The 16431-nt window shown below is 69.7% G+C and carries 17 protein-coding genes and 1 riboswitch; of the genes, 13 read left to right on the forward strand and 4 right to left on the reverse strand.

Features of this window, described 5'->3' with window-relative positions:
* The first annotated feature begins 23 nt into the window (after window positions 1-23).
* Window positions 24-1658: a right-handed parallel beta-helix repeat-containing protein gene (locus ACIBL3_RS42445; RefSeq protein WP_396359680.1), complete on the forward strand. Its 1635-nt coding sequence runs from the start codon at window positions 24-26 to the stop codon at window positions 1656-1658.
* A 5-nt stretch (window positions 1659-1663) separates the two neighbouring features.
* Complete coding sequence (locus ACIBL3_RS42450) at window positions 1664-2038, forward strand: hypothetical protein (RefSeq protein ID WP_396359681.1); 375 nt, start codon at window positions 1664-1666, stop codon at window positions 2036-2038.
* Between the two features lie 81 nt (window positions 2039-2119).
* On the opposite strand, the gene ACIBL3_RS42455 is transcribed toward ACIBL3_RS42450, so the two are convergent.
* The 4 genes from ACIBL3_RS42455 to ACIBL3_RS42470 form a co-directional block, all read right to left on the reverse strand.
* The gene (locus ACIBL3_RS42455; protein ID WP_396359682.1) at window positions 2120-2719 is read right to left on the reverse strand and encodes an RNA polymerase sigma factor; all 600 of its coding nucleotides are present in this window, start codon (window positions 2717-2719) and stop codon (window positions 2120-2122) included.
* Between the two features lie 90 nt (window positions 2720-2809).
* Window positions 2810-4339, reverse strand: a complete 1530-nt coding sequence (locus tag ACIBL3_RS42460; protein WP_396359683.1) for a sugar transferase — start codon at window positions 4337-4339, stop codon at window positions 2810-2812.
* A gap of 269 nt (window positions 4340-4608) precedes the next feature.
* Window positions 4609-4884, reverse strand: coding sequence for a hypothetical protein (locus ACIBL3_RS42465; protein ID WP_396359684.1), 276 nt, complete (start codon window positions 4882-4884; stop codon window positions 4609-4611).
* Window positions 4881-5696 (reverse strand): PspA/IM30 family protein, encoded by an 816-nt coding sequence (locus tag ACIBL3_RS42470; RefSeq protein WP_396359685.1) that lies wholly within the window; start codon window positions 5694-5696, stop codon window positions 4881-4883. Before ACIBL3_RS42470 ends, ACIBL3_RS42465 begins: the two co-directional genes overlap by 4 nt.
* A gap of 169 nt (window positions 5697-5865) precedes the next feature.
* Between ACIBL3_RS42470 and ACIBL3_RS42475 the strand changes: the two genes are divergently transcribed.
* The 11 genes from ACIBL3_RS42475 (at window position 5866) to ACIBL3_RS42525 (ending at window position 16379) form a co-directional block, all read left to right on the forward strand.
* Window positions 5866-6453, forward strand: coding sequence for a DUF3043 domain-containing protein (locus ACIBL3_RS42475; protein WP_396359686.1), 588 nt, complete (start codon window positions 5866-5868; stop codon window positions 6451-6453).
* Between the two features lie 43 nt (window positions 6454-6496).
* Window positions 6497-7507, forward strand: a complete 1011-nt coding sequence (locus ACIBL3_RS42480; protein WP_396359687.1) for an aldo/keto reductase family protein — start codon at window positions 6497-6499, stop codon at window positions 7505-7507.
* Entirely contained in the window at window positions 7504-7713 is a 210-nt protein-coding gene (locus ACIBL3_RS42485) for a hypothetical protein (protein WP_396359688.1), read from the forward strand. Before ACIBL3_RS42480 ends, ACIBL3_RS42485 begins: the two co-directional genes overlap by 4 nt.
* Window positions 7714-7804: 91 nt before the next feature.
* Window positions 7805-7871, forward strand: a riboswitch (cobalamin riboswitch).
* A gap of 112 nt (window positions 7872-7983) precedes the next feature.
* The gene (locus tag ACIBL3_RS42490) at window positions 7984-8703 is read left to right on the forward strand and encodes an SCO2322 family protein (protein ID WP_396359689.1); all 720 of its coding nucleotides are present in this window, start codon (window positions 7984-7986) and stop codon (window positions 8701-8703) included.
* Entirely contained in the window at window positions 8704-9801 is a 1098-nt protein-coding gene (locus ACIBL3_RS42495; RefSeq protein WP_396359690.1) for an energy-coupling factor transporter transmembrane protein EcfT, read from the forward strand.
* The gene (locus ACIBL3_RS42500) at window positions 9798-11408 is read left to right on the forward strand and encodes an ABC transporter ATP-binding protein (protein ID WP_396359691.1); all 1611 of its coding nucleotides are present in this window, start codon (window positions 9798-9800) and stop codon (window positions 11406-11408) included. The genes ACIBL3_RS42495 and ACIBL3_RS42500 overlap by 4 nt, the downstream gene beginning before the upstream one ends.
* Window positions 11405-12214, forward strand: a complete 810-nt coding sequence (locus ACIBL3_RS42505) for an ECF transporter S component (protein WP_396359692.1) — start codon at window positions 11405-11407, stop codon at window positions 12212-12214. The genes ACIBL3_RS42500 and ACIBL3_RS42505 overlap by 4 nt, the downstream gene beginning before the upstream one ends.
* Window positions 12207-12737, forward strand: a complete 531-nt coding sequence (locus ACIBL3_RS42510; protein WP_396359693.1) for a bifunctional adenosylcobinamide kinase/adenosylcobinamide-phosphate guanylyltransferase — start codon at window positions 12207-12209, stop codon at window positions 12735-12737. Before ACIBL3_RS42505 ends, ACIBL3_RS42510 begins: the two co-directional genes overlap by 8 nt.
* On the forward strand, window positions 12734-13618 hold the full coding sequence (cobS, locus tag ACIBL3_RS42515; protein WP_396359694.1) for an adenosylcobinamide-GDP ribazoletransferase: 885 nt from the start codon (window positions 12734-12736) through the stop codon (window positions 13616-13618). Before ACIBL3_RS42510 ends, cobS begins: the two co-directional genes overlap by 4 nt.
* 249 nt (window positions 13619-13867) lie before the next feature.
* Window positions 13868-15049, forward strand: a complete 1182-nt coding sequence (locus tag ACIBL3_RS42520; protein WP_396359695.1) for an ROK family protein — start codon at window positions 13868-13870, stop codon at window positions 15047-15049.
* A gap of 259 nt (window positions 15050-15308) precedes the next feature.
* Window positions 15309-16379 (forward strand): substrate-binding domain-containing protein, encoded by a 1071-nt coding sequence (locus ACIBL3_RS42525; protein WP_396359696.1) that lies wholly within the window; start codon window positions 15309-15311, stop codon window positions 16377-16379.
* The last annotated feature ends 52 nt before the right edge of the window (window positions 16380-16431 follow it).

Genomic DNA, 16431 nt, shown 5'->3' on the forward strand with positions numbered 1-16431 from the left:
CAACTGCCCCTGAAGGAAGTGTCATGGAGCATCGCGACCCGCCCCCTCCGGTCCCCGGGGGGCGCACCGCGTGGTACCGCGACCGCCGGATCCTCGGCGCCGTGGCGGTGATCGTCGTCGCCGCACTGGTGGCAATCGGCTTCGCCGTCACCGGCGGTGATCCGGCACAGGAAGAGGCGCAGGCCAGTCCGGCGACGGCGACCGCCCCGCAGCTGTTGCCGGCGCCGCCCGCGCCGACCGCACCGCCGGCGAGGATCTGCGGCAACACCAAGGCACTGGCCGGGCCGACTCAGGCACCGGCCGGCGCGGTCGTGGTCAGCCCGACGCAGAACCTCAACGAGCTCACCGAGGCGAGCCCACCCGGTACGACGTTCTGGCTCACCGCCGGCACGCACACTCTCGGCGCCGGACCGTACGCCCAGGTGATCCCGAAGGAGGGCAACACCTACATCGGTGCGCCGGGCGCGGTTCTGGACGGCCGCAAGCACAACCGGTACGCCTTCACCGGCTACGCCACCGGCGTCACGGTGAAGAACCTGACCATCCAGAACTTCGGCCCGCGGCGGGGCAACAACGACGAGGGCGTGGTCAACCACAACGCCTCCGGCCGCTGGACGATCCAGGCCAACACGATCCGGCTGAACGCCGGCGCCGGGGTGATGGTCGGCGACCACAACGTTGTCAAGGGCAACTGTCTGCAGCAGAACGGCCAGTACGGCTTCAACGCCTACCACCCGGACAAGGTCAACGGCATCACCATCGAGGGCAACGAGATCGCCGGGAACAACACCGACGACTGGGAGAAGGCCAAGGTCGGCTGCGGCTGCACCGGCGGCGGCAAGTTCTGGGAGGTCACCGGCGCGGTGATCCGGAACAACTGGGTGCACGACAACCTCAGCGCCGGGCTGTGGGCGGACACCAACAACACCGGCTTCGTGATCGAGGGCAACTACATCTCGAACAACCTGGCCGAGGGCATCGTCTACGAGACCAGCTACAACGCCGGCATCCGGGGCAACACGTTCGTCCGCAACGGCCTGGGCAAGGGCCCGCTCAATCAGGGCTTCCCGACCCCCGCCGTGTACATCTCCGAGTCCGGCAGCGACGCCCGGGTGCAGAGCGTGTTCAACCAGACCTTCGAGATCAGCGGCAACGTCTTCACCGACAACTGGGCCGGCGTGATCCTGTGGGAGAACGCCGACCGGTTCTCCGGGTCGGCGGCCAACACCAGCACCGGCGCCGGCACCCTGGTCAACCCGACCGTGGTCACCGCCGAGACCTGCAACGCCAAGAACATCGAGAACGAGCCGTACCTGAGCGACTGCCGGTGGAAGACGCAGAACGTGAAGGTGCACGACAACGTGTTCGCCCTCGACCCGGACAAGATCGGCACGACCTGCGCCTCCCGGGCCGGCTGCGGGTACAACGGCTTGTTCTCCAACTGGGGCACGTTCCCGGCCTGGTCGCCGTACGAGAAGGCCACTGTGCAGGACGCGATCACCTTCAAGCAGGGCAACAAGTTCTACGACAACACCTACGCGGGGCCGTGGAACTTCATCGTGCACGAGCAGGGCAACCGGGTGAACTGGGCCGCCTGGCAGGGCGCGCCGTACGGGCAGGACCCGGACAGCGTGATCAAGGTGCAGGGGGAGCGCTGAGCGCGATGATCGGGCCTCCTGAGCGTGCCGCCGGCGAGCAGATCGCACTGCTGCGCTCGGTCGGCTACGCCGCGTTCGGGCGGCACGAGCGTAACCTCGATGTCCTCGACCTGGTCTTCGACAGCCTGGTGGACGCCCCGGAGAGCTGCCGCGACGAGGTACGGGCGCTGCGCTTCGCCGGGCACGGCATCACCCTCGACGTCGACGTCCGGGGCCGCGGCGACCTGACCATCGAGCTGCGGGTCTCCCCCGCTGGTCCGGTCGTGGTCGAGTCGCGGGGATCCGAGGGCGGCCCGACGAACGCCCGGCTGGTGAGCTTCCTGCTCCGCTGGCCGGGCACGGCACAGCGGCCGGTCCGGACCGCGTGGGTCATGCTCTGACTCCGTGGTCCCGAACCGGCCGCCGGCCTGGCCGAGCCCGGCACTCCGCAGGGGCGTGCCGGACCCGGCCCGTCTGCTGCTTCAGGAGGCAAGCAGCATCCGGAGCTTCTGCAGGCACCGGCCCCGGATCGGGCCGATGCTGCCGATCGGGATCCCGATCGTCGCGGAGATCTCGGCGTACGGCGCCGGCGGGTCGGCCATCAGCATGCCCATCAGCTGCTGCCACCGATCCGGCAAGCTCTGCAACGCCCGCCGTACGTCGTCCGCCCGTTCACCGGCCAGCAGGTCGGCGTCCAGGTCCGGCTGGTCGCCCGCCACGCCTTCGAACGCGGCCGACTCGTAGGTCAGCAGCACCCGCTTGCGGAACGCCAGCACCCGCAGGCACTCCCGGCGGGTGGTGACGACCAACCAGGCGCCGACCCGCTCGGGGTCGACCCGGTGGATGTGCTCGAGCAACCGTAGCCAGACCATCTGGGAGACGTCGGCGGCGTCGCTGTCGCTGAGCCGGAAGCTGCGGGTGACGGCCCAGACCAGCCGGGCGTAGTGGTCGACCAACCGGCTCCACGCGCCCTGGTCGCCGGACGCGGCCTGGATCACCAGGTTCGCGGCCTCGGACCGGCCGGACGGGTCGCCGGGCAGAGGTTGATCAGTGCCGGACGGGGCACTGAGTTGCTGCAACATTGGATTCCCCCCTCGGGAACGCACCGCTGTCGTACTGAGAGATGTGGTGCTTGTGATGCCGCCCGGCCGGCAGAAGGCCGGGGGCGGTTGTCAGTAGGCGCCGTCGCGTCCGAGGACGGCGCGGGCGGTCTTCCACAAGATCAGCAGGTCCAGCGCGATCGACCAGTTGTCGGCGTACCTCAGGTCGAGCCGCATGGACTCCTCCCAGGTGAGGTCGCTGCGCCCGCTGACCTGCCACAGGCCGGTCAGTCCGGGCTTCACGAGCATCCGCCGCTCGTCCTCGATGGCGTAGCGCGCCACCTCGGCCGGTAGCGGCGGCCGAGGCCCGACCAGTGACATGTCCCCCCGGAGCACGTTCACCAGTTGCGGCAGTTCGTCGATCGAGAACCGGCGCAGGTACTTGCCGACCCTCGTCACGCGCGGATCGTCACGGAGCTTGAACAGCACCCCGTTGCCATCGTTCAGCGCCTGGAGCTCGGCCTTGCGTTCCTCGGCGTCGACCACCATGGTGCGGAACTTGAGCATCTGGAACCGCTCGCCGGCGTGGCCGACCCGGGTCTGCTTGAACAGCACCGGGCCGCGGCTGGTGATCTTCACCAGGAACGCGGTGACCAGCAGGATCGGCAGCACGCCGACCAGGATCAGGCCGCCGACGACGCGGTCGAAGATGCTCTTCAGCAGGTGCGGCCCGCCGCTCACCGACGGCCGCTCCAGGTGCAGCAGCGACAGGCCGGCGACCGGGCGGATCGAGATCCGCGGACCGGCGACCTCGACGATGCCGGGCGAGACGATCAGCTCGACCCCGCGCTGCTCGAGCGCCCAGGACAGCTTGCGCAGCGAGTGCCCGGCCAGCTCCGGGTCGGCGGCCACCGCGACCACATCGACCTCGAACTGGTCGACCGCGGCCAGGATGTCCATCTCGGTCCGGCCCAGCTGCTCGGGCTCGGGCTCCTCGAACGCGTCACCGCGTGGCAGGCAGTTCGCCACCACGACGTACCCGTCGGCCGGGCGTGCCTCCAGGTGCCGCCGCAGCGTGGTCACCTGGTCGTTGCGTCCGACAACGAGGACGTGGCGCATGCAGCGGCCGGCGAACCGCCGCCGCGAGATCGCACGGTGCAGCAGCCAGCGGACGTACATCGCGGCCAGGCAGGTGATCGGCACCGCCACCACGACGAAACCACGGGCGACCTCGAGCTTGATGGCGTACGACGTGATCGCCACCAGCGCGGTCAAAGCCACTGCCGCCCGGATGATCGAGCGGAACTCCTCCGGACCGGTGCCGAAGTACCGGCTCTCGTAACCGCGCTCGAGCGCCACGCAGGCCAGCCAGGCGATCGGAAGTACGGCGCCGAGGATGAAATAGCCGAGGTTGATCTGGCCGCCGAAGCGGGCGACGAGGGCCAGCGACCCACCGATCAGCGCGGCGGCGAGGTCCCCGGCGAGCGCGGCCCACCGGTACTTCGACACCCAGCGCGCCTCGGTGAGCCGGGCCGCCCGCGGCACGATCGCCGGGACTTCGTCCGGTACCACCCAGACCGGCCGGCGTCGTTCCCCCGACGGCGCCGGCCGAAGGGCAGCCGAATCGGCCAACCCTTCCTCGGACATGACAAATTCAGTCACGCACAGTCACCCCCCACAGGTGAATCCGAAGCACGTGACCAACCCACACCCCGTCACGAACTTCGATGAAACGCCGCCCCCACAACGGCGTGATCCAGACAGTACTACGTCAAAGCGGTGCCGCACAGTAGCAATCGCGACTGTTTACCCGCGCGCAATCCGGAAGGCAAAAGAAAGGCCCCCGGGACCCAATTGTGGGTCCCGGGGGTCTCGTTTCGGCTACTGCTCGTGACCGGCCGCCGGGTCGGGGCGCCGATCGGGGTGGCCGGTCAGCCGGCGATCAGCCCGTCGCCGCTGATCAGCTCGCGCATCTCGGCCAGCGAGCTGTCGCTCGGCGGCAGGATCGCGTCGGAGTCGTGCAGTTCGTCGTCCGGCAGCTTGTCGCCGGCCCGGACGAAGTCGAGCAGGGCGGCGAAGGCGACCTTGAAGGCCTCCTCGTCGCCGGCCGAGACCGCCTTCTCGAGCTCGCCGTCCACCTTGTTGAGCTCGTCCAGCTTCTCGTCGGCCAGTCGCCACTGGCCCTCACTCATGATCCGAACGATCATCGGGCGTCTCCGTCCTGCGGTCGCACCGGCTCGGCGGCCGGCCGCTGCGTGGGCTGCTGGGCCTGGGCGGTTCCCGGTGTGGCGTCACCGGACAGTTCCTTCGGGGCGCCGCCGCCGGAGATCTGAGCCTTCATCGCGGCCAGCTCGTTCTCGACGTCGGAGTTGGACGACATCCGCTCCAGCTCCAAGGTGATGCTGTCCTTGCTGGTGCCGGTGGCGTCGTCGAGCGCGCCGGAGGCGAGCAGCTCGTCGATCGCGCCGGCCCGGGCCTGCATCTGCTGGGTCCGGTCCTCGGCCCGCTGGACCGCGAGGCCGACGTCGCTCATCTCCTCGGAGATGCCGGAGAACGCCTCGTTGATCCGGGTCTGCGCCTCGGCCGCGGTGTAGGTGGCCTTGATGGTCTCCTTGCGGGTCCGGAACGACTCGACCTTGGCCTGCAGCCGCTGGGAGGCGAGCGTCAGCTTCTCCTCCTCGCCCTGCAACTGGGCGTGCTGGGTCTGCAGGTCGTCGATCTGGCCCTGCAGGCCGGACTTCCGGGTCAGAGCCTCCCGGGCCAGGTCCTCACGGCCCATCGAGAGCGCCTTCTGGGCCTGCTCCTGCAGCTTGGCCGACTGGGACTGCAGCTGCGAGGCCTGCAGTTCCACCCGCTTGCGGCTGGTGGCCACGTCGGCCACTCCGCGCCGCACCTTCTGCAACAGCTCCAGCTGCTTCTGATACGAGTAGTCAAGGGTTTCGCGAGGATCCTCGGCCTTGTCCAGGGCGGAATTCGCCTTGGCCTTGAAGATCGTCGACATCCTCTTGAAGATGCTCATCGATATCCGTACCCCTTCTGTGCCGGCGACAGTCGACCCGGCGTGCGTGTCAACCACCCTATGTCCCCACGGGTCACCACACCATCAGGACCGGCCCGGATAAAGTGGTGGTGAGCTCCGGGGACTCCCCCGAGTCGCGACCTGCCCTGCCGAATGAGGTTCAGACCCCGTGTTCCGTCGTACCAAGTCTGAGACAGATACCACCGTACCCGCCGAGCCCCAGAGCAAGCCGGGCGGTAAGGGACGTCCCACCCCGAGCCGCCGCGACGCCGAGGCGGCCCGGAAGGCATCGTTCAAGAAGCCGCGCAACCGCAAGGAGGCGTCCGCGCTCCGGCGGGAGAAGATGCGGACCGAGCGCGCCAAGATGCAGTCGGCCATGCAGACCGGCGACGACCGGTACCTGCCGGCCGCCGACAAGGGGCCGGTCCGGCGGTTCGCCCGCGACTACGTCGACGCCCGGTATTCGGTGATGGAGTTCGCGCTGCCGATCCTGCTGGTGGTGTCGCTGCTCGGCGTGGTCTTCTCGCCGGCCTTCCCCTGGCTGGCCGGCACGGTCAACCTGCTCTTCCTGGCGATGATCCTGCTGATCGCGGCGGACTGGTTCCTGCTCACCGCGGGCCTGAAGAAGGCAGTCGGGGTGAAGTTCCCGAACGAGTCGGCCAAGGGCATCGGCTTCTACGCCGTCCGCCGGACCATGCAGATGCGCCGCTGGCGGCTGCCCAAGCCGATGGTGAAGCGCGGCGAGAAGCCCAGCTGAGACTGGACGGGTACGGCGCGGGCACGGGCAGTAGGGTCGGGGTATGGACTTCCGCTATCTCGGCAACAGTGGTTTGAAGGTCAGCGAGATCTCGTACGGGAACTGGCTCACGCACGGTTCCCAGGTGGAGAACGATCAGGCCAAGGCGTGTGTGCGGGCGGCGCTGGACGCCGGTATCACCACGTTCGACACGGCCGACGTCTACGCCAACACCAAGGCCGAGTCGGTGCTCGGCGAGGCCCTGGAGGGTGAGCGGCGCGAGTCGCTGGAGATCTTCACCAAGGTGTACTGGCCGACGGGCCCGGGCGGACCGAACGACGTCGGCCTGTCCCGCAAGCACATCCACGAGTCGATCAACGCGTCGCTGAAGCGGCTCAAGACCGACTACGTCGACCTCTACCAGGCGCACCGGTACGACTCCGAGACGCCGCTGGAGGAGACGATGGAGGCCTTCGCCGACGTCGTCCGGTCCGGCAAGGCGCTCTACATCGGGGTGTCGGAGTGGACCGCGGAGCAGCTGCAGGAGGGCCACCGGCTGGCCCGTGAGCTGCGCATCCCGTTCGTCTCCAACCAGCCGCAGTACAGCATGCTCTGGCGGGTGATCGAGGCCGAGGTGGTGCCGGCCTCGGAGGAGCTCGGCATCGGCCAGGTGGTGTTCTCGCCGATCGCGCAGGGTGTGCTGACCGGCAAGTACCTGCCCGGCCAGCAGCCGCCGGAGGGCTCCCGGGCCACCGACGCCAACGGCGCGAACATGATCAAGCGGTTCCTCAACGACGACGTGCTCGGCCGGGTGCAGGAGCTCAAGCCGGTGGCGGAGTCGGCCGGGCTGTCGCTGTCCCAGCTGGCCATCGCCTGGGTGCTGCAGAACCCGAACGTCTCCTCGGCGATCATCGGCGCCTCCCGGCCCGAGCAGGTTGTCGAGAACGTGAAGGCGTCCGGCGTCCGGCTCGAGGAGGGCGTGCTGAAGCAGATCGACGAGGTGCTCGGCAGCATCGTCGAGCGCGACCCGGCCAAGACCGAGCAGAACGCGCCGCAGACCCGGCCGGGCTCATGAGCTGGAGCTGGCGGTTCGAGACCGCTTCCGGTGCCGTCGTCGACCCGAGTGAGGTCGGCGGCGCCGACTTCTCCGCCCAGGGCGACGCGGAGAGTTGGCTCGGCGAGAGCTGGCGCGACTTGGCCGAGCGCGGCGTCGGCCAGGTCTTCCTGCTCGAGGACGGCCGCGAGGTCTACGGCCCGATGAGCCTCGCCGCCCCGGAGTAAGCAGCCTTCAAGGAACCCGTACGACGTCCTGCGCGGCGTCGTACGGGTTCCTGCTTGTTAAGCTGCCGCTGAACCACTCCTGCGTTCTCAGGGAAGCCGGTCGAAGTCCGGCGCTGACCCGCAACCGTAGGCCACCTCCCGGTGGCGAGCCGGAACACTGTGACGCAGGCAGACAGGCTCAACTACCCGCCGTGGTCCGCGGGTGGAGCCCCACCCTGCCGACGCAGGCGGGACTTCCTCCACCGGGCACGGCCCGATCGAGGACATGACATGACTGCATATCGCCGGACCGCCCGACTGGTCCTCAGCCTGCTGGCGGGTCTCCTGCTGGCGGGGACCGTCGCCACCACAGCACAAGCCGAAGACGGCTACCGGTTCTGGGGCTACTACCAGTGGAGCGGAGGCCAGTGGGCCTTCGCACAGAAGGGCGCCGACGGCGTCGTACCGGCCGATGGGGCCGTGGAGGGCTGGCGGTACGCCCTCGGCGGCGCCAAGCCGCGGGTGCCGCGCGCAGCCGGTGACTTCCAGGCGATCTGCGGCAGCACCCCGGCGGAGTCCGGCAAGAAGCGTGTGGCTCTGGTGGTCGACCCCGGTACGCCGGAGGACGCGCTCAGCGGCCAGACTCCCGGGCCGGCCACCGGCACCTGCGTGGTCACAGACGTGCAGGCCACCGGTGCGAAGATCCTGGCGGCAGTAGCTCCGGTCCGCATCGAGAAGGGCCTGACCTGCGGGATCGCGGGCTACCCGGCTACGGGCTGTGGTGACCAGGTGAAGAACATCCAGGTCCCGGCCACCGATGCCCCGGTGACGCTGCAGATCGGCGCTGCGGTCGGGTCGAGCGCCGCGCCCTCGCCGTCTCCCGCCGCGAGCTCTTCGGACTCGTCCGGTGGCGCTCCGTGGACCGGCATCATCATCGCCGCTGTAGTGGTCGTCGTGCTGGCCGGTGGCGGCTTGGCCCTCAACCGCCGGCGCGCGAGTCAGCAGAGCTAGGTGCGTACTGTCCATCGCCTGACGCTCCCCCGGGCTCTGCACCCGGGGGCTTGGTGGTTGTGGGCGCTCGGCATGGCGGTGGCGGCCAGCAGGACCCGCAACCCGGTGCTGCTGGTGCTGATCCTCGTGGTGACCGGCTTCGTGGTGTCGGCCCGGCGGAGCGACGCTCCCTGGGCCCACAGCTACGCCGCGTTCCTCAAGCTCGGCCTGGCGGTGATCGGTGTCCGGGTGGTGCTGCAGGCATTGCTGTCGACGCGCTCACAAGGCAACACGGTCCTGTTCGTGTTACCCCACATCCCGTTGCCTGCCTGGGCGAACGGCGTGAAGCTCGGCGGCGAGGTCACCCTCGAGGCGTTGCTGACCGCGCTGTACGACGGCCTTCAGCTGGCCGTCATGCTCTGCTGCATCGGCGCGGCCAACGCACTCGCCAGTCCTCGGCGGCTGCTCAAGTCGTTGCCTGGGGCCCTTTACGAGATGGGTGTGGCCTGCGTGGTCGCGCTGACCTTCGCACCACAGCTGGTCACCGATGCCCGCCGAATCCGCGCCGCCCGTCGGCTCCGCGGCCGCACCCGGGGCTCCTTCCGTACGACGGCGATGCCCGTCCTGGAAGGCGCCCTGGATCGCTCGGTGGAGCTCGCTGCAGCGATGGACTGCCGCGGCTACGGCCGTACGGCGCACGTGCCTCGACGCCAGCGCCAGATCACCGGGCTGTGCGTGCTGCTCGGGTTGCTTGGCATCCTGCTCGGTGTCTATGCGTTGCTGACCGACTCCATGGCGTTCCCGTTCGCTGCAGGGGCACTGCTGGTCGGACTGCTGCTGGCGGTGAGCGCCATGGCGGTCGGACGGCAGCGAGTAACGCGTACTCGCTATCGCCCGGACCCGTGGGCGTTGCCGGAGTGGCTGGTGGTGGCGTCCGGTGCACTGGCTGCCGGGACGATGATCGCCTCCGCGACTCGTGGTGTCGAAGGGCTGGTGCTGGCTGGTCCGCTGGTCGTGCCCCCGGTGCCGGCGCTGCCGGTGATCGGCATCCTGCTCGGGTTGGCTCCGGCTGTGGTCGCGCCTCCGCCGGCGCCTCGACGTGAGCTGGTGACCGCATGATCGAGTTCGACCGAGTGACCGTGACCTATGACGGCGCCGACGCACCCGCTCTGCGGGACGTGAGCTTCATGGTGCCGGAGGGTGAGCTGGCCTTGGTGATCGGGCAGACCGGCTCCGGCAAGTCGACGTTGCTGCGGGCAATCAACGGGCTGGTGCCGCACTTCACCGGAGGCACGCTGTCCGGCCGGGTGGTCGTCAACGGCCGCAACACCAGGGACTACCGCCCGCGCGATCTGGCCGACGAGGTCGGCATGGTCGGCCAGGACCCGATGGCCGGGTTCGTCACCGACACGGTCGAGGACGAGCTCGCGTACAGCATGGAGTCGCTCGGGGTGGCTCCGGACGTGATGCGACGGCGCGTCGAGGAGACGCTGGACCTGCTGGGGCTGGCCGACGTACGGGATCGCGCGTTGACCTCTCTGTCCGGCGGTCAGCGGCAGCGGACCGCTATCGGCGCTGCGCTGACGTCGCACCCTGCTGTGCTTGTGCTGGACGAGCCGACGTCGGCACTGGATCCACAGGCTGCTGAGGAGGTGCTGGCTGCGCTGCAACGGCTGGTGCACGACTTGGGCGTCACTGTGGTGATGGCTGAGCACCGACTCGAGCGAGTCATCCAGTACGCCGACCGCGTGATCGAGGTCCCGGGTGGGTCGGCTGCTGTCTCTACTGGGCTTCCGGCCGAGCGGATGGTCACCGCACCGGTCGCTCCCCCTGTGGTGGAGCTGGGACGACTAGCGGGCTGGTCTCCCCTGCCGCTGTCGGTGCGGGATGCACGGCGGGCCGCGGTCGCGTTGCGCAGCCGGTTGGACTCGGCGGTGCCGCAGCGATCGTCCACAGCCCCTGGTAGCGAGCTGGCGCGCTGCAAGGACCTGGTGGTCGGCTACGGCAACGTCACTGCGCTACGTGGGGTGTCGCTGAGCATCCAAGCCGGTGAGATCGTCGCGCTGATGGGCCGTAACGGTGCCGGCAAGTCCACGCTGCTCAACGCGTTGGTGGGGATCGTGCCGCCGCGGTCCGGGACGGTCGTGGCGGCTGGCGCGGACCCGCGCCGTACGCGGCCCTCCCAACTGGTGAAGGCGGTTGGGCTGGTCCCGCAGGAGCCGGCTGACCTGCTCTATGCGGCGACGGTCGCCGGCGAGTGCGCGGGAGCCGACGAGGACTTCGGTGTGCCGGCGGGTAGCTGCCGGGCGCTGCTGAAGCGGCTGGCTCCGAACGTTGACGAGTCGATGCATCCGCGGGACCTGTCCGAGGGACAACGGCTGTGTCTTGCGCTGGCCGTCGTACTGTGTGGTGCTCCTCCGCTGTTGCTGTTGGACGAGCCGACGCGCGGACTGGACTACGGGGCCAAGCGACGGTTGGTGGAGATCCTGCGGGAGCTTGCTGCTGCGGGTCATGCCGTCGTGCTGTCCACGCATGACGTCGAGATGGTGGCTGAGGTCGCTACGCGGGTGCTGGTGCTGGCTGAGGGTGAGCTGGTGAGTGACGGCGAGACGGCCACGGTGATCGCCGGATCGCCGGCCTTTGCACCGCAGGTGGCGAAGATCCTTGCACCGTTGCCGTTCCTGACAGTCGGCGAGGTCGCCACAGCCCTGGAACGGGCATCATGAAGCTTGTTCGTTTGAAGCCGCGCAGCACTGCTGCCCTGCTGATCGCCTCCCTGGTCGGGTTGTTGGCCTTTGGGTGGCCGCTGTTGTACATCACCGACCAGGCGGGTGAGTCGGCGATCGGGCACACCACCGATGCGCCGTGGTTGTTCGTGTTGCTGCTGCCGTTGCTGGTGGCCGTCGTACTGGCGGAGCTGTCCGAGTCAGGCATCGACGCCAAGGTGATCTCGCTGCTCGGCATGCTGGCCGCTGTAGGAGCTGCGCTGCGGGCACTCGGTCCCGGCACGGCTGGACTGGAGCCTGGGTTCTTCCTGCTGGTGCTGGCGGGCCGGGCGTTCGGCGCCGGGTTCGGGTTCGTGCTGGGGGCTGTGTCGTTGCTGGGCGGGGCGCTGATCAGTGGTGGGGTCGGGCCGTGGATGCCGTTCCAGATGTTCGCTTGCGCGTGGGTGGGGTGCCTGGCCGGGTTGCTGCCACGGGTCGGCGGCCGGCTCGAGTTGCTCGTGCTGGGCGCGTACGCGCTGGTGTCCGGGGTGCTGTACGGCGTGCTGATGAACCTGTGGTTCTGGCCGTACGCGACGTTCGGCAGCGACTTCTCGTTCGTCCCTGGTGACGCGCTGGCGGAGAACCTGCACAGGTACCTGCTTTTCGTGGTGGCGACGTCGCTCGGGTGGGACATTCCGCGTGGAGTGCTGTCCGCAGTGATGGTTCTGCTGCTGGGTCGGCCGGTGCTGGCGGCATTCCGTCGTACGGCGCGCAAGGCTGCCTTCGACGTACCGGTGGTTTTCGAGTCGAGGAGGGCTGATGGCTGAGCAGCGCACGTTGATCCTGGGTGGCGCCCGGTCCGGCAAGTCGATCGCCGCCGAGCGGCTGCTGAGTAGCGAGCCCGAGGTCCTGTACGTCGCCACCGGCGGAGACGGCTCGTCGGACCCGGAGTGGGCCGAGCGGATCACCAAGCACCGCGCCCGCCGGCCGGCGTCCTGGGGTCTGGCCGAGACGATCGACCTGGTCCCGCTGCTCGCCGCCCCCGGTCCGCCGCTGCTGATCGACTGCCTGACGCTGTGGCTGTCCCGGACGATGGACGCCCTCGACATCTGGTCCGACCTGACCCGCGCCGGGCTGGTCGAGCAAGCGATCGAGACCCTCGCCGAAGCCTGGTCGAGCGCCGCCCGCCCGGTGGTTGCCGTCAGCAACGACGTAGGCTCCGGGGTCGTGCCGGCCGACGCCGGCACCCGCCTGTTCCGCGACCTGATGGGCCGCCTGAACACCACCATCTCTCTGAACTCCACCACAGTCCTCTGGACCGTAGCCGGCCGAACCCTCCCCCTCACATGAGCACACCCCCACCAGAAAACAACCACCCCGCCAACCGGGACAGCTCGGGCATCGGCCGGGACGGGCATCGGCCCGGCCCCGACGAGGGTCCGACCGGGGACGGGCGGGGTGGATGGGTGGACGGCGCCTGGTTGGCGCTGGGGACGCTCACGGTGTTGCCTGCGCGGATGCCTTCGCGGGTGGATCGGGTCGTTGGTGGCCGGGCCATGGTGGTAGCGCCGCTGGTCGGCATGGTGGTCGGGGGGATCTCGGCTGGGGTGGTGGCGGTGGCTCAGGCGTTGCGGCCGGATGCTGAGCTGCTTGCGGCTGTGCTTGGGGTGCTGGTGGTTGTGGTGGTGTCCGGGGCGCTGCATCTGGACGGGCTGGCGGATTTTGCGGATGCGCTGGGGAGCCGGCGGGCTCGCGAGACGATGCTTCGGATCATGAAGCAGAGCGACATCGGGCCGTTCGGGGTCGTGGCGATCGTGATGGTCCTGCTGCTCGACGTCGCCGCCCTCACGGCCTGCATCCAGGCCGGCTTCGGCTGGCAGGCCGCGCTCATCGCCGTCACCGCGAGCCGCCTGACGCTCCCGTGGACCTGCCGTACGACGATCCCGTCAGCCCGCCCCGGTGGTCTCGGCGCGATGGTCGCGGCGACCGTCCGACCGATCGCGGCTGTCGTCGCGACAGTCGTCGTACTGGCCGGGGCGCTCGCCCTCGCTGGGTTTGACGGCGCGCGGCTGGCCGGGAGCGCGGGCGCCGTACTGCTCGCTGTCGTGGTCAGCATTCTTGTCGCCCGCCGGGCACGGAGAGCCCTCGGCGGTGTCACCGGCGACGTCCTCGGCGCCACCGTCGAGCTGGCCCTCCCCGTCACTCTCCTCACCCTCGCCCTCACCGCCTGACCCATTTGCCTGGCGGACCCACCAAGTGATGGGTTCGCCACCGTGAGTACGGGTGGCAAACCCGGCAGTTCGCTGGCGAGCTAGGCAGATGCCGGCCCGGCGGGTCTTGGCGGTGGTGGTGGGGAGGTGTGCATTACTGTCACCGGGGACGCAGTTGTGGGGCAGTGATTGGCGAGGTCGGATGGCGATGTTGAGGGTTGTTCAGCGGCGGTTGGCAACGAAGGCCTCGCGATCCGTTATGTTTATGTAATGAACGCAACCCGCCCGGCGCCTGGGTCGCAGGCTTCGCTGCGCGAAGCCAACCGCGAGCGCGTTCTGGGGGTCGTCCGGCAGCACGGGCCCCTGACCCAGGTCGAGATCGCCGCCGCCTCCGGCCTGTCCGCCGCCACCGTGTCGAACATGGTCCGCGAGCTCGACCAGGCCGGCATGGTCGGCCTGTCCCGCAGCATCCGCAACGGCCGTCGCGCCGTACTGGTGTCTCTCGCGTCCGGCGGCGGGCTGCTCGCCGGGGTGGCGTTCGGCGAGCGGGACGTCCGGGTCGCGATCGCCAACGAGTCCCGCGAGATCCTCGCCCAGCAACTGATGCCGCTGCAGGCCGACCACGTCGCCGACGACGGGATGGAACGCGCCGCCCGGCTGCTCGCCGACCTGGCCGAGACGGTCAGCTCCGGGGTCGAGGACATCGCCGCGATCGGGTTCGGCCTGCCCGCGCCGGTCGACTCGGTCAGCGGGGAGGCCGGCTCGGACGCCGTACTGCCGGGCTGGCGTGGCGTCAACGTCACCGAGGCGATGGCCGGCCACCTGCGCGCGCCGGTCGCGCTCGACAACACCGCCAACCTGGCCGCGCTCGGCGAGCTCCGCAACGGCGCGCTGCGCGGCGTCCGGCACGGCTGCTATCTGAAGTTCTCGTACGGCGTCGGCGCCGGAATCGTGCTGGACGGCGAGGTGTTCCGGGGCTCGGCCGGTACGGCGGGCGAGATCGGGCACGTCACCATCGACGAGAACGGGCCGATCTGCCGGTGCGGGAACCGCGGCTGCCTGGACACGTTCGTCGGGTCGCGGGCGCTCATCACCAGCCTGGCCGCGTCGCACGGCCCGCTCCGGCTGAAGGACATCGTCTCCCGCGCGCTGCAGAACGACCTCGGCTGCCGCCGGGTGATCGAGGATGCGGGCCGCCGGGTCGGCGTCGCGGTGGCAGGCCTGGTGAATCTGCTCAACCCCGAGGTGATCGTCGTCGGCGGCCTGATGGCCGAAGCCGGCGACCTGATCCTCAACCCGCTCCGCGAGGCCCTGGACCGCTGCGCCATCCCCAGCGCCGCCGCCACCGTCGAGCTCCGCCGCGCCGAACTCGGCGACGAAGCCGACATCCAAGGCGCCATCCACCTCGCCTCCGTCCTAAGCCACACCAAAGCCACCAAGTCCTTCGCCTAACCCCCGCCTCGCTGGCCTGCCCCCCGCCTCGCCGCCCTCAACCCGCCTCGCTGGCAGGTTGTTTCGCCGATGGCCTGCTGTAACCCGCCAGTCGTGCAACGACCCGCCATCGGCGCGGCGGGGGCGCCGGTTGCGGCGCGCTGGGGGCTGTTTGTGACGGGAATATGTCTATTTCTTGAATTCAAGTCTTGACGACAAGGCTTGGCGCCGCTTGACTTCGGTCAGGCCTACTCGGGCCATCACGTCAAGGAGCCGCCACATGTTCGTCTCTCCATCCCGTCTCGTCGGGCTCGGCCTGACCGTCTCGGCCCTCGCCGTCTCCCTGGTGGCTTGTGGGTCGGACGAACCCGCCGCCGGAGGCTCCGGCGAGGCCAAGAAGATCGCGCTGCTGCTGCCCGAGTCGAAGACCACCCGCTACGAGGCACTGGACCGGCCGCTGTTCACCGAGGCTCTCAAGGCGGCGTGCGCCAACTGCGAGCTGATCTACAGCAACGCCGACCAGGACGCGGCCAAGCAGCAACAGCAGGCCGAGGCGGCTCTGACCCAGGGCGCGAACGTCCTGGTGCTGGACCCGGTCGACGGCAAGGCTGCCGCCGCGGTGGTCGCCTCCGCGAAGGGCCAGAACGTCCCGGTGATCGCCTACGACCGGTTCATCGAGAACGCCGACTACTACGTCTCGTTCGAGAACGAGGCCGTCGGCAAGCTGCAGGCCCAGACCCTGGTCGACACCCTGAAGGCGGCCGGCAAGACGTCCGGCAACCTGGCCATGATCAACGGCTCGCCGACCGACCCGAACGCGGCCGACTTCAAGAAGGGCGCGCACAGCGTGCTCGACGCCAGCGGCTTCAAGGTCGCCGCCGAGTTCGACACCCCGGACTGGAGCCCGGACAAGGCGCAGGCCTGGATGGAAGGTCAGCTCAGCGCGATCAAGAACGGCCTGGTCGGCGTGTACGCCGCCAACGACGGTACGGCGGGCGGCGCGATCGCGGCGCTCAAGGGTGGCGGCGTCACCCCGCTGCCGCCGGTCACCGGCCAGGACTCCGAGCTGGCCGCGATCCAGCGGATCGTCGCCGGCGACCAGGCGATGACCATCTACAAGGCGGTCAAGCCGCAGGCCGAGGCCGCCGCCAAGGGCGCGGTGGCGCTGGCGAACGGCGGCAAGCCCGAGTCGACGACGGACAAGAACGGCGTACCGTCGACGATCCTCGACCCGGTCGCGGTCACCAAGGCCAACATCAAGGACACCGTGGTGCAGGACAACATCTACAAGGTGACCGACATCTGCACCGCGTCGTTCGCCACCGCCTGCACCGCCGCCGGCCTCAGCTGACCCCCGCGGGACACCCGTTCCGGAACCGGAAAGGGTGTCCCGGCCGCCGGAT

This window comes from Kribbella sp. NPDC050124 (genome assembly GCF_044460355.1).
Classification (GTDB): domain Bacteria; phylum Actinomycetota; class Actinomycetes; order Propionibacteriales; family Kribbellaceae; genus Kribbella.

Excerpts from the sequence above, each read along its gene's own strand:
- ACIBL3_RS42445 (WP_396359680.1), top strand. The coding sequence starts at position 24 with ATGGAGCATCGCGACCCGCCCCCTCCGGTCCCCGGGGGGCGCACCGCG.
- ACIBL3_RS42450 (WP_396359681.1), top strand. The coding sequence starts at position 1,664 with ATGATCGGGCCTCCTGAGCGTGCCGCCGGCGAGCAGATCGCACTGCTG.
- ACIBL3_RS42455 (WP_396359682.1), bottom strand. The coding sequence starts at position 2,719 with ATGTTGCAGCAACTCAGTGCCCCGTCCGGCACTGATCAACCTCTGCCC.
- ACIBL3_RS42465 (WP_396359684.1), bottom strand. The coding sequence starts at position 4,884 with ATGATCGTTCGGATCATGAGTGAGGGCCAGTGGCGACTGGCCGACGAG.
- ACIBL3_RS42470 (WP_396359685.1), bottom strand. The coding sequence starts at position 5,696 with ATGAGCATCTTCAAGAGGATGTCGACGATCTTCAAGGCCAAGGCGAAT.
- ACIBL3_RS42480 (WP_396359687.1), top strand. The coding sequence starts at position 6,497 with ATGGACTTCCGCTATCTCGGCAACAGTGGTTTGAAGGTCAGCGAGATC.
- ACIBL3_RS42485 (WP_396359688.1), top strand. The coding sequence starts at position 7,504 with ATGAGCTGGAGCTGGCGGTTCGAGACCGCTTCCGGTGCCGTCGTCGAC.
- ACIBL3_RS42490 (WP_396359689.1), top strand. The coding sequence starts at position 7,984 with ATGACTGCATATCGCCGGACCGCCCGACTGGTCCTCAGCCTGCTGGCG.
- ACIBL3_RS42500 (WP_396359691.1), top strand. The coding sequence starts at position 9,798 with ATGATCGAGTTCGACCGAGTGACCGTGACCTATGACGGCGCCGACGCA.
- ACIBL3_RS42505 (WP_396359692.1), top strand. The coding sequence starts at position 11,405 with ATGAAGCTTGTTCGTTTGAAGCCGCGCAGCACTGCTGCCCTGCTGATC.
- ACIBL3_RS42510 (WP_396359693.1), top strand. The coding sequence starts at position 12,207 with ATGGCTGAGCAGCGCACGTTGATCCTGGGTGGCGCCCGGTCCGGCAAG.
- cobS (WP_396359694.1), top strand. The coding sequence starts at position 12,734 with ATGAGCACACCCCCACCAGAAAACAACCACCCCGCCAACCGGGACAGC.
- ACIBL3_RS42520 (WP_396359695.1), top strand. The coding sequence starts at position 13,868 with ATGAACGCAACCCGCCCGGCGCCTGGGTCGCAGGCTTCGCTGCGCGAA.
- ACIBL3_RS42525 (WP_396359696.1), top strand. The coding sequence starts at position 15,309 with ATGTTCGTCTCTCCATCCCGTCTCGTCGGGCTCGGCCTGACCGTCTCG.